General features: G+C 79.0%; 1 protein-coding gene (cut by a window edge). It reads left to right on the plus strand.

The window, feature by feature from the left end; translation table 11 throughout:
• Window positions 1–12,582: the 3' portion of a type I polyketide synthase gene (locus tag QSK00_RS13760; RefSeq protein ID WP_285591568.1), read on the plus strand. The gene continues 15,912 nt to the left of window position 1, outside the view; 12,582 of the gene's 28,494 nt are visible here — the last part of the coding sequence; its start codon lies beyond the left edge, outside the window; the stop codon is at window positions 12,580–12,582.

Here is a 12,582-nt window from a genome sequence, read left to right on the forward strand (position 1 = left end):
CTGTCCGGGCGGAGCGCGACCGCGCTGCGCGCCCAGGCCGACCGTCTGCTCGCCCACCTCGCCGCGCACCCGGAGCTCCCGCTCGCCGCCGTCGCGTCCTCGCTCGCCACCACGCGGGCGGCCCTCGAGCACCGCGCCGCGGTGATCGCCGAGGACCCGGACGAGCTGACCCGTGGCCTGCTCGCCCTGCGCGACGGCCTGCCCGGCCCCGGCGTCGTCACCGGCACCGCGGGGCGCGGTCGCACCGCCTTCCTCTTCACCGGCCAGGGCAGCCAGCGGCCCGGCGCCGGGCGTGAGCTCGCCGCCGCCCACCCCGTGTTCGCCGACGCCCTGGACGCGATCTGCGCCCGGTTCGACGGCGGGCTCGACCGCCCGCTGCGCGACGTGCTGTTCGCCGACGAGGGCAGCGCGGACGCGGCGCTGCTCGAGAACACCGGCTACGCGCAGCCCGCCCTGTTCGCGCTCGAGGTGGCGCTCTTCCGGCTCCTCGAGTCGTGGGGCGTCGTCCCCGACCACCTCGCCGGGCACTCGGTCGGCGAGATCGCCGCCGCGCACGTGGCCGGGGTGCTCTCCCTGGACGACGCGGTCACCCTCGTCGCCGCCCGCGCCCGCCTGATGGCGGCCCTGCCCGCCGGCGGCGCGATGGTCGCCGTCGAGGCGGGCGAGGCCGAGGTCGCCGCGGAGCTGGACGGCGTCGTCGACGTCGCCCTCGCCGCGGTCAATGGGCCCGGCGCGGTCGTCGTGGCGGGTGCCGAGGAGCCGACGCTCGCCCTGGCCGCGCGCCTGGCCGAGGGCGGGGCGCGGACCCGCCGGCTGCGCGTGAGCCACGCGTTCCACTCCCCGCTGATGGAGCCGATGCTCGACGAGTTCGCGGCCGTCGCCCGGGGCCTGACCTACCACGCCCCGGCGATCCCGTTCGTCTCGAACGTCACCGGCGGCCCGGCCGCCCCGGAGCAGGTCACCGACCCCACCTACTGGGTCACCCACGTCCGCGCGGCGGTCCGCTTCGCCGACGGCGTGCGCTGGCTCGCCGGCCCGGGCGGCGTGCGGACCTTCGTCGAGCTCGGCCCGGACGGCGTGCTCAGCGCCGCCGCGGGCGAGTCGCTGGCCGCGCTCGGCGCCGAGACCGGCGACGACGAGGTCGCGGCCGCCGCGACCCTGCCCGTGCTGCGCCGCGGCCGGCCCGAGGTCCGCGAGGTCCTCGCGGCGGTCGCGGCGGCGCACGCCCACGGGACGGTCGTCGACCGCGCCGCGCTCGCCGGCCCGGGGACGCGCACCGTCGACCTGCCCACCTACGCGTTCCAGCGGCAGCGCTACTGGCCCGACGCCGCGGCTGCCGCGGGCGCGGTCGGCCCTGCGGGTCCCGCGGCCGACGCCGAGTTCTGGGCGGCGGTCGAGCACGACGACGTCGCCACCCTCGCCGGCACGCTGGACCTGCCCGACGAGATCGTCACCGCGATGGTCCCGGCCCTGTCCGCGTGGCGCCGCCGCCGGGACGAGGCCGCCGACCAGGACGCCCTGCGCTACCGCGTCAGCTGGACCCCGGCCGCCGTCGCCCCGGGCGCGGCCGCCGGGCGCCACCTCGTCCTCGTCCCCGCCGACGGGTTCGCCCCCGCCGACCCCGGATGGATCGACGCGGTCCTCGCCGCCGTCGGCTCGCCCGCCGGCCCGTGCCCCGTAGTGCCGGTGGCCGGCATCGACCGCGCGGCGCTGGCCGCGGCGATCACCGCGGCGGTGGGCGACGCCACCGAGGTGACGGGGGTCCTCTCCCTGCTCCCGGCCGCCTCCGGCGACACCGGTGGCGCCCCCGCCGCCCTCGGCCTGACGCTCACCGCGATGCAGGCCCTCGGCGACGCGGGCCTCGACGCCCCGCTGTGGAACGTCACGTGCGGGGCGGTCGCGGTCGGTCGCGGTGAGCAGGTCGGCGATCCGGCCCGTGCCGGGGTGTGGGGCCTGGGGCGCGCCGCGCTGCGGGAGCTGCCCGCGCGCTTCGCCGGCACCCTCGACCTGCCCGCCGTGATCGACGACGCCGTCGCCCGACGGCTGGACGCGGTCCTCGCGGCGCCCGGCGTGGAGGACGGGTACGCCGTCCGCGCGTCCGGGGTGTTCGTCCCCCGTCTCGTGCACGCCCCGGCCGGGCCCGGCGTCGGGTCGGCCACCCGCCCGGACCTGCGCACGGGCACCGTCCTCGTCACCGGTGGCACCGGGGGACTCGGGTCGCACGTCGCCCGCCGGCTCGCCGCCGACGGCGCGGAGCACCTGCTGCTGGTCAGCCGCCGCGGCGCCGACGCCCCCGGCGCGGACGCGCTGCGCGCCGACCTCGAGGGCGCCGGGGCCCGCGTGAGCGTGGTCGCCTGCGACCTCGCCGACCGCGAGGCGCTCGCCGCCGTGCTCGCCGCCGTCCCCGCCGAGGTGCCGCTGCGCGCCGTGATCCACACCGCCGGTGTCGTCGACGACCACGTCCTCGACGCCCTCACCCCCGGCGGGTTCGCGACCGTCCTGGGGGCCAAGACCGTCGCCGCGACCCACCTCGACGAGCTCACCGCGGACGCGGACCTCGCCGCGTTCGTCCTCTTCTCCTCCACCTCCGGCGTCCTCGGCGCCGCCGGCCAGGGGAACTACGCCGCCGCCAACGCCACCCTCGACGCCCTCGCGGCGGCCCGGCGGGCCCGCGGGCTCGCCGCGACCTCCGTGGCGTGGGGACCGTGGGACGGCGCGGGGATGGTCGCCGGTGACGGGACCGACGGCGGGCTCGCCGCCCGCATGCGCCGGGGCGGCCTCACCCCGCTCGCCCCGGCCGCCGGGGTCGAGGCGCTGCTGCGCGCCCTCGACGCCGACGACACCGACGTCGTCGTCGCCGACGTCGACTGGGCCGTGCTGCACCGCGCCCTCGGTGCGACCCGCCCGCTCCCGCTCGTCGCCGACCTGCCCGAGGTCCGGGCCCTGGCCGCGGACCCGACCGACGGCGCCGCGGCCGGCCTGGCGGCCCACCTCTCGGCGCTCGCCGAGCGCGACCGCCCCGGGGCGGTCCGCGAGTTCCTGCGGGTGCGGGTGGCCGGGGTGCTCGGGCACGCCGACGCCTCCGGGATCGACGACGACCGCCCGTTCCGCGACCTCGGCTTCGACTCGCTGACGGTCCTGGAGCTGCGCAACATCCTGACCGCCGCGACCGGGCTCGACCTGCCGGCGACCCTCGTCTACGACCTGCCCACGCCCCGCGAGCTCGCGCGCTTCCTGCTCGACGAGCTGCTCGGCACCCTGCCCGCGGACGGCGACGCGACGGCTCCCGCGCCCCGCGCGGGCGTGGACACCGACGACCCGATCGCCGTCGTCGGGATCGGCTGCCGCTTCCCCGGCGGCGTCCGCACCCCCGACGAGTTCTGGACGCTGCTCGACGAGGGCCGCGACGCGATCGGCGCCTTCCCCGCCGACCGCGGCTGGGACCTCGCCGCCCTCGGCGCCGGGGCGTCCGCCACCCTCTCCGGCGGGTTCCTCGACGACGTCGCCGACTTCGACGCCGGGTTCTTCGGCATCTCCCCGCGGGAGGCGCTCGCGATGGACCCCCAGCAGCGCCTGCTGCTGGAGACCTCGTGGGAGGCGATCGAGCGGGCCGGGATCGACCCGGAGTCGCTGCGCGGGTCGGCCACCGGCGTGTTCGTCGGGACCAACGGCCAGGACTACGCGACGGTGCTGCGCCGCTCGGTCTCCGACGTCGCCGGCTACGCCGCCACCGGCACCACCGCGAGCGTCATGTCCGGCCGGCTGTCGTACACGCTCGGGCTGGAGGGCCCCGCGGTCACCGTCGACACCGCGTGCTCGTCGTCGCTGGTCGCGATGCACTGGGCCGGCGGCGCGCTGGCCGCGGGGGAGTGCGACCTCGCGCTCGCCGGCGGGGTGTCGGTCATGTCCGGTCCCGACTCGTTCGTCGAGTTCTCCACCCAGGGCGGGCTCGCGCCCGACGGGCGCTGCAAGCCCTTCTCCGACGACGCCGACGGCACCGCCTGGTCCGAGGGCGTCGGTGTGCTCGTGCTGGAACGGCTCTCCGACGCCGTCCGCAACGGTCACCGCGTGCACGGCCTGGTCCGCGGCTCGGCGGTCAACCAGGACGGCACCTCGAACGGGCTGACCGCCCCGAACGGGCTCTCCCAGCAGCGCGTGATCCGCGCGGCCCTGGCCTCGGCCGGGCTCACGACCGCCGACGTCGACGCCGTCGAGGCCCACGGCACCGGCACCACGCTCGGCGACCCGATCGAGGCGCACGCCCTGCTCGCGACCTACGGGCGGGACCGGGACGCCGAGCGCCCGCTGCTGCTCGGCACCGTGAAGTCCAACGTCGGGCACACCCAGGCCGCGGCCGGCGTCGCGGGCGTGATCAAGATGCTGCTCGCGATGCGGCACGGTGTGCTGCCGACGACGCTGCACGTCGGGACCCCGTCGCGGCACGTGGACTGGACGACCGGTGCGGTCGCCCTGCTCGACGGGGCCCGTACCTGGCCCGCGTCCGACCGGCCGGCCCGGGCCGCGGTCTCCGCGTTCGGGGTGAGCGGCACCAACGCCCACGTCGTGCTCGAGGCCCCGCCCGCTGCGGTGGAGGCGGACGCCCGGACCGTCGAGGGTGTCGACACCGCCGACGGCTCCGACACCACCGACGGCTCCGACACCATCGACGGCACCGACACCATCGACGGCACCGACACCGCCGCGGGCGCCGTCCCGTGGGTCGTCGCCGCCCGCAGCGCGACCGCGCTCGACGCCCAGGTCGCCCGCCTGGTCGCGGGCACCCGGGGAGCGTCCACGCTCGACGTCGGTGCCACCCTGGCCGGCGCCCGCAGCCGCTTCGCGCACCGGGCCGTCCTGCTGGCCGGCCCCGACGGGACCCGCGAGGTCACCCGCGGCCGCGCCCCCCGCCACCCCGGACGCACCGCGTTCCTCTTCTCCGGGCAGGGGTCGCAGCGCCTCGGGGCGGGCCGCGACCTCGCGGCGCGCCACCCGGTGTACGCCGAGGCCCTCGACGCGGTCCTCGCCCGCTTCGACGCCGAGCTCGACGTCCCGCTGCGCGCCGTGCTGTTCGCCGCCCCCGGCACCGCCGAGGCCGACCTGCTCGACGAGACCGGGTGGGCGCAGCCCGCGCTGTTCGCCACCGAGGTCGCGCTGTTCCGGCTGCTCGCGTCGTGGGGGGTCACCCCCGACGTCCTCGTCGGGCACTCGATCGGCGAGCTCACCGCCGCGCACCTCGCCGGGATCCTCTCGCTCGACGACGCGTGCACCCTCGTGGCGGCCCGGGCCCGGCTGATGCAGGCCCTGCCCCGCGGCGGCGCCATGGTCGCCGTCGCCGCGAGCGAGGACGACGTCGCCCCGTACCTCGGCGACGACGTCGCGCTCGCCGCGGTCAACGGCCCGACCGCGGTGGTCCTCTCCGGGGGCGAGGAGGCGGTCGAGGCCGCCGCCGCCGAGCTGGCCGCGAACGGACACCGCACGCGGCGGCTGACGGTCAGCCACGCCTTCCACTCGCCGCGCACGGAGCCGATGCTCGCCGCGTTCGGGCGGGTCGCCGCCGGCCTGACCTACGGCGAGCCCCACCTGCCGATCGTCTCCACCGTCACCGGCACGGTCGCCGACGAGGCCCTGCGCACCCCGGAGTACTGGGTCGAGCAGGTCCGGGCCCCCGTGCGCTTCGCCGACGCGGTCGCGGCCCTGCCCGCGGCCGGGGTCACCACGGCCGTCGAGGTCGGGCCGGACGCCGCGCTCGCGGCCGCCGCCGGTCCCGTCCTCGAGCAGGCCGACGCCGGGTCCGCCGCGGTCGGGCTCGCGCGGCGCGACCGGGACGAGGGGACCGCGCTGCTGGAGGGCCTCGCCGCCCTGCACGTCCGTGGCGCCGGCCCCGACTGGTCGGCCTGGTTCGCCGGCACCGGCGCGCGGCTCACCGAGCTGCCCACCTACCCGTTCGAGCGCGAGCGGTTCTGGCCGGAGCCGGCACCGGCCGTGGCGACGGCCGACCCCGCCGACGCGGCCTTCTGGTCGGCGGTCGAGCGGGCCGACGTCGCCGAGCTCGGGAACACCCTGGGCCTCGACGACGACACCGTGGCGGGCGTCGTGCCGGCCCTGTCCGCCTGGCGCCACCGCCGCGAGACCGGCTCCGCCGCCGCGTCCCGGCGCTACCACGAGACGTGGCGCACCCTGGCCGACGCCACCGCGGCGACCGGCTCGCCGGCGGGCGCGGTCGTCCTCGTCCCGGCGGAGCTGCCGGACGCCCTCGCCCCGGTCGTGGCGGCGCTCGGCGGCACCACGGTCACCGTCACCGCCGACCCGGACGCGGGCCTCGCGGTCCTCTCCACGCTCGACACCACGCCCGACGTGGTCGTGTCCCTGCTCGGGGCGCTCGGCGGCGAGCCCCCCGCCGCCGCCCACCCGGAGACTCTCCTCGACGCGCTCGAGCGGGCCGGGTGCACCGCGCCGCTCTGGTGCGTGACCCGCGGGGCGGTCGCCGCGCGGGAGGGCGCCCCCGTCGATCCCGCGGCCGCGTCGCTGTGGGGTCGTGGCCGGGTGGCCGCGCTCGCCGCACCGGACCGGTTCGCCGGTCTGCTCGACCTCCCGCCGGTCCCCGGGGCGGAGGCCGCCACGCGGCTCGCCGCCCACGTCGCCGCCCCCGGCCGCGAGCGGGAGGTCGCGGTGCGTGGCGGCGCCGCCCTCGGGCGCCGCCTCGTGCGCACCGCCGCCGGGGCCGTGCCGGCCGCGCGCCCCACCGGCACCGTCCTGGTCACCGGGGCGCCCACCGCCGACGTCCGGGCGGTCGCCCGCTGGGCGGACGCGGGCGGGGCGCAGCTCGTGGTGGCCCCCGGGAGCACCGGGACGGCCGGGGACAGCGACCCCGACCTCGGTCGGACCGTCCCCGGCGACCTCACCGACCCCGCGTTCCTCGCGGCCCTGCTCGACGAGGTCACCGGCCCCCTCACCGTCCTGCACACCGCCGGGACGGTGGGCGCGGAGACCCTGCTCGACGCCCTGGCCGACCGGACCCCGGACGCCGTCGTGCTGTTCGGCTCGGTCGCCGGGGCGTGGGGGGTCCGGGGGCGCGCCGACGAGGCCGCCGCGGGCGCCCACCTGGACGCCCTCGCCCGGGCCCGGCGCGCGACCGGCATGCCGGTCCTCGCGGTGGCCTGGGGAGCCTGGTCCACCGCCGCGGACGCCTCGACCGCCGCGCACCTGCGGGTCAACGGCCTGCCCGTGCTCGACCCCGACGTGGCGCTGGCCGCGATGCTCGCCGCGCTCGGGGACGGGGTCGCCGCGGAGGTCGTCGCCGACGTCGCCTGGGAGACCTTCGCCCCGGCCCACGCCACGCCGACCGCGCTGTTCGACGCCCTGCCCGAGGCCCGGGCGGCGCTCGACGCCGCCGCGACGGCCGCTCCGACCGCCTCCGGGGAGCTCGGACGCCGCCTCGCCGAGCAGTCCGACGCCGAGCGCGACGCGTTCCTGCTCGACCTCGTCCGCGCCCGCGCGGGCGCCGTGCTCGGGCACACCGACCCCGGCGCCCTCGAGGCCGACCTGCCGTTCCGCGACCTCGGGTTCGACTCGCTGACCGCGGTCGACCTGCGCAACCAGCTCGGGGCCGCGACCGGGCTCGACCTGCCCGCCACCCTCGTCTTCGACCACCCCACGCCGGCCGAGCTCGCCGCCCACCTGCGCGACGAGCTGCTCGGGTCCCGCCCGGTCGTCCTCACCGCGCAGGGCGGCCGGGGCGCGCGGGGCACCGCGGACGACGCCGACGACCCGGTCGTCGTCGTCGGGATGGCCTGCCGCTACCCCGGCGGCGTGTCCTCGCCCGAGGACCTGTGGGCGCTGATGGTCGACGAGGTCGACGCGGTCGGGGCCTTCCCGACCGACCGCGGCTGGGACCTCGACACCCTCGCCGGCGACGGCGCGGGCCGCAGCGCCACCGCGCAGGGCGGGTTCCTGCACGACGCGACCGACTTCGACCCCGGCCTGTTCGGGGTGTCGCCGAACGAGGCCCTCGTCATGGACCCCCAGCAGCGCGTGCTGCTCGAGACGACCTGGATGGCCCTGGAGCGGGCCGGGATCGACCCGACCGCCCTGCGGGGCACCGCCGACACCGGGGTGTTCGTGGGTGGCGGCGCCGGCGACTACCGCCCGCCGGAGGAGGCCGGCCAGTGGCAGACCGCGCAGGCCGCGAGCCTGCTCTCCGGCCGGGTCGCCTACACCTTCGGGCTACAGGGACCGACGGTGTCGGTGGACACCGCGTGCTCGTCGTCGCTGGTGGCCCTGCACCTCGCCGCCCAGGCGCTGCGGGCGGGGGAGTGCTCGATCGCCCTCGCGGGCGGCGTCACCGTCATGGCCACCCCGGTCGGGTTCGTCGAGTTCAGCGCCCAGGGCGCGCTGTCGCCGGACGGCCGCTGCCGCGCGTTCTCCGACGACGCGGACGGCACCGGCTGGTCCGAGGGCGTCGGCATGCTCGTCGTCGAACGGCTCTCCGACGCCCGGGCCCGCGGCCACGACGTCCTCGCCGTGCTGCGCGGGTCGGCGATCAACTCCGACGGCGCCTCCAACGGCCTGACCGCCCCGAGCGGACCGGCCCAGCAGCGCGTCATCCGGCAGGCGCTGGCGAACGCCGGGCTCGCCCCCGCGGACGTCGACGCCGTCGAGGCGCACGGCACCGGGACGACCCTCGGCGACCCGATCGAGGCGCAGGCCCTGCTCGCCACCTACGGGCAGGACCGCGACGAGGCCGTGCTGCTCGGCTCGCTGAAGGCGAACCTCGGGCACACCCAGGCGGCCGCGGGCGTCGGCGGCGTGATCAAGATGATCCTGGCGATGACCCACGGGCGCCTGCCGCGCTCGCTCTACACCGAGAACCCGTCCTCGCACGTGGACTGGACGACCGGGCGGCTGGCGCTGCTGACCGCGGCGACCGACTGGCCGGCGACCGGCCGGCCGCGCCGGGCCGCCGTGTCCTCCTTCGGGGCCAGCGGCACCAACGCCCACCTGATCCTCGAGCAGGCTCCGGCGGTCCCGGTGCCGGCGACGGTCCCGGACGACGGCGCCGTCCTGCCGGTGGTCCTCTCCGCGCGGTCGGACAACGCGCTGCGGGAGACCGCCCGCCGGCTCCTCGACCACGTCGAGGGCCACCCCGAGGACGGCCGCCACGACCTGGCACACGCCCTCGCCACCACCCGCGCCGCCCTCGAGCACCGCGCCGTGATCACCACGACGGACCGCGAGGACCTGCGCACGGGGCTCTCCGCGCTCGCCGCGGGCACCCCCGCCGCCCACGTCGTCGGCCACCACCTCCGCGGTGCCGGGCGGACCGCCGTGCTGTTCTCCGGCCAGGGCTCGCAGCGCCCCGGCACGGGGGAGGAGCTCGCCGCCCGGTTCCCGGTCTTCGCCGAGGCCCTGGACGAGGTCTGCGCCCGGCTCGACGCCCACCGGGACGCCGGGACCCCGATGCGGACGGTCCTGCGCGACGCGGACGCGGCGACCCTGTCCGGGACCGGGCTCGCCCAGCCGGCCCTCTTCGCGGTCGAGGTGGCGCTGTTCCGCCTCGTCGAGTCGTGGGGGGTGCGCGTCGACGCCGTCGCCGGGCACTCCGTCGGGGAGATCGCCGCCGCCCACGTGGCCGGGGCCCTCCCGCTCGACGACGCCTGCCGCCTGGTCGCCGCGCGCGGCCGGCTCATGCAGGCGCTGCCCTCCGGCGGCGCGATGGTGGCGGTCGACGCGACCGAGGCCGAGGTGACGCCGCTGCTCACCGACGGCGTCGCGATCGCCGCGGTCAACGGGCCCGCCGCCGTCGTCCTGTCCGGCGACGACGCCGCGGTGACGGCCCTGGCGGCCGACCTCGCCGCCCGGGGTCACCGCACCACGCGCCTGGCCGTCAGCCACGCCTTCCACTCCGCGCTGATGGAGCCGATGCTCGAGGAGTTCCGGGCCGTCGCGCAGAGCCTGACGTCCGCCGCGCCGCGGATCGCCGTCGTCTCCACGCGGACCGGCGGGCCCGTCGACGCCGACGAGCTCGGCTCGCCCGAGCACTGGGTCCGCCACGTCCGCGAGACCGTGCGGTTCGCCGACGCGGTCGGCACCCTCGCCGGTCGCGGCGTCACGACCTTCCTCGAGCTCGGCCCGGACGCGGTGCTCACGGCGATGGCCCGGGCCTGCGTGCCCGACGCCGTCGTCGTCCCGGCCCTGCGCCGGGACCGCCCGGAGGAGGCGACCCTGCTCGGGGCCCTGGCGACGCTGCACGTGCACGGTGTCGGACCCCGGTGGGCCGACGTGCTCGGCCGCGGCCGGGTCGGCGGGCGGGGCCGCCGGGTCACCCTGCCGACCTACCCCTTCCAGCGCGGCCGGTTCTGGCCCGACGTCCTGCCCGGGGCTCCCGTTCCGGCGCCGGCGTCGGCCGTCGCGGTCCCGGCGGGGCAGGCCGACGTGGACGCCGCGTTCTGGGCGGCCGTCGCCCGGGAGGACTTCTCCACGCTCGAGACCGAGCTCGCCGTCTCCGGCGACGCCCTCTCGGAGGTGCTGCCCGCCCTGCGCGACTGGCGCGGCCGCACCGAGACCGAGGCCCGGATGGCGTCCTGGCGCCACCGCGTGGTGTGGAAGCGCCTGACCGGAGCCGCCCTGGCGCACCGCCGCCCGTTGTCGGGCACCTGGCTCGCGCTCCTGCCGTCGGCCGCCGCCGACGACCCGTGGGCGGGTGCGGTCCTCGCCGGGCTCGGTGTCCCGGTGGTCCGCGTCGAGACCGCGGGCCTGGACCGCGCGGCGCTCGCCGAGCGGCTCCGCTCCGTGCTCGCGGACGGCACCCGGCCGGCCGGGGTCGTCTCGCTGCTCGCGGTCACCGACGAGCATGACCGGGACGTGCCCTGCGGGGTCGCCCTGACCACGGTGGCGGTGCAGGCCCTCGGGGACGCCGGGATCGACGCCCCGCTGTGGACGGTCACCCGCAGCGCGGTCGCGACCGCCCCGGACGAGACGCCCGCGCGGCCCCTGCAGGCCGCGGTGTGGGGGCTCGGCCGGGTCGCGGCCCTCGAGTACCCGCAGCGGACGGGGGGCCTGGTCGACCTGCCCGAGACCCTCGACGCCCGCTCGCTCTCCGGCCTCACGGCGGTCCTGGCCGGACTCGACGGGGAGGACCAGGTGGCCGTCCGGGCCACCTCGGTGCTCGCCCGGCGGCTCGTCCCGGTCGTCCGGGACGGCCGGGACGGGCGGGACGGACCCGGCGCGGCGTGGTCGGCGTCCGGGACGGTGCTCGTCACCGGCGGCACCGGTGCCCTCGGCGCCCACGTCGCGCGGCGGCTCGCCGCGGACGGCGCCGCCCACCTCGTGCTCGTCAGCCGTCGCGGCCCGGACGCCCCGGGCGCGGCCGAGCTCGTGGCCGAGCTCGAGGCCCTCGGCACGACGGTGACCGTCGCGGCCTGCGACGCCGCCGACCGGGACGCGCTCGCCGCCGTCCTGGCCGCGATCCCGGCCCGGGCGCCCCTGACGGGGGTGGTGCACGCGGCCGGCGTCCTCGACGACGGCGTCCTCGACCGGCTCACCCCCGAGCGGTTCCAGGCGGTCTTCCGCGCCAAGGTGACCGCGGCGCTCGTCCTCGACGAGCTGACCCGCGAGGCCGACCTCGCCGCCTTCGTGCTGTTCTCGTCGGCCTCCTCGGCGGTCGGCAACCCCGGGCAGGGCAACTACGCGGCCGCCAACGCCGTGCTCGACGCCCTGGCCGAACGCCGCCGGGGGCAGGGCCTCGCCGCCACGTCGATCTCGTGGGGCGTCTGGGGCGGCGGTGGCATGGCCGGGGGCGAGGCCGCCGACGAGGCCGCCCGCCGCGCCGGGATCGTGGCCATGGCCCCCGCCCTCGCCGTCGAGACGATGTGCCGGCTCGTCGGGGAGCGGCACGCCACGGCGCTGGTCGCCGCGGTCGACCTCGACCGGTTCGCCGGCGCCTTCGGCAGCGGCCGCCCGAGCCCGCTGCTGCGCGAGTTCCCCGGCTACGCCGAGCGGATCGCCGCCCGCGAGGCCCCGGCAGCGGGGACCGACCTCGCGGGCCGGCTCGCGGGCCTGTCCCCGGCGCGGCGCCGGGACACCGTCGTCGACCTGGTCCGCGCCCGCGCGGCGCAGGTCCTCGGCTACCCCGACACCGATGCGGTCGGTGCCGAGCGTTCCTTCCGCGACCTCGGCGTCGACTCGCTCGGCGCGGTCGAGCTGCGCAACCAGCTCGCCGCCGCCACCGGCCTGACGCTGCCCGCGACGCTGGTGTTCGACCACCCGAGCCCGCAGGCGGTCGCCGACCACGTGCTCGCCGAGCTGGCCGGCGGGGCGGACGGGGCGGACCCCGGCGACGACGCCGAGCTCCGCGCCCTGCTCGCGTCGGTGCCGCTCGACCGCCTCCGCGAGATCGGGGTGCTGGAACCGCTGCGGGCGCTGCTCGCGTCGGGCGGTCCCGCCGCCGACCCGACCGGCCCGGGCGCCGACCCGACCGGCCCGGACGCCGACGCGGAGGGCCCGAGCGCCGACGTCGACGAGATGAGTGTGGACGACCTGGTCCGGGCCGCGCTCGACGGCCGGTCCGACGACGAGTCCGAGTGA

Source organism: Actinomycetospora sp. NBRC 106378 (assembly GCF_030269685.1).
Classification (GTDB): Bacteria; Actinomycetota; Actinomycetes; order Mycobacteriales; family Pseudonocardiaceae; genus Actinomycetospora.